1 protein-coding gene is annotated in these 273 nt (G+C 42.1%); it reads left to right on the forward strand.

Features of this window, described 5'->3' with window-relative positions; translation table 11 throughout:
• The first annotated feature begins 39 nt into the window (after positions 1–39).
• On the forward strand, positions 40–273 hold the full coding sequence (locus AB4496_RS29750) for a DUF3389 domain-containing protein (RefSeq protein WP_009845322.1): 234 nt from the start codon (positions 40–42) through the stop codon (positions 271–273).

A 273-nucleotide genomic window follows, 5' to 3' on the forward strand; every position in this document is an offset into this window, starting at 1 on the left:
ATAAGAAGTAATCTGTATTTAAAATAGTCCGAGAAATCCATGGTCATAACGTTTAAAAGTGGGAAAATCATCGCAACCGCACATGAGCTGGTCGTTCGTTTGGATGGTGAGCACAGAGTCACGCTACAAGCTCAAGTTGATGCAATCCAACTGATAGGAAAAGGGGCAAATGTCATTTCAGCCAATGGTTCTGAATGCAAGTGGTCGATTAAATTAGACAACGAACAGCAGCTCCGAGATATTGCCAATGAAATCGGCTGCGATGTGATGTAA

This window comes from Vibrio sp. 10N.222.46.A1 (assembly GCF_041473595.1).
Taxonomy (GTDB): Bacteria; Pseudomonadota; Gammaproteobacteria; order Enterobacterales; family Vibrionaceae; genus Vibrio; species Vibrio tasmaniensis_A.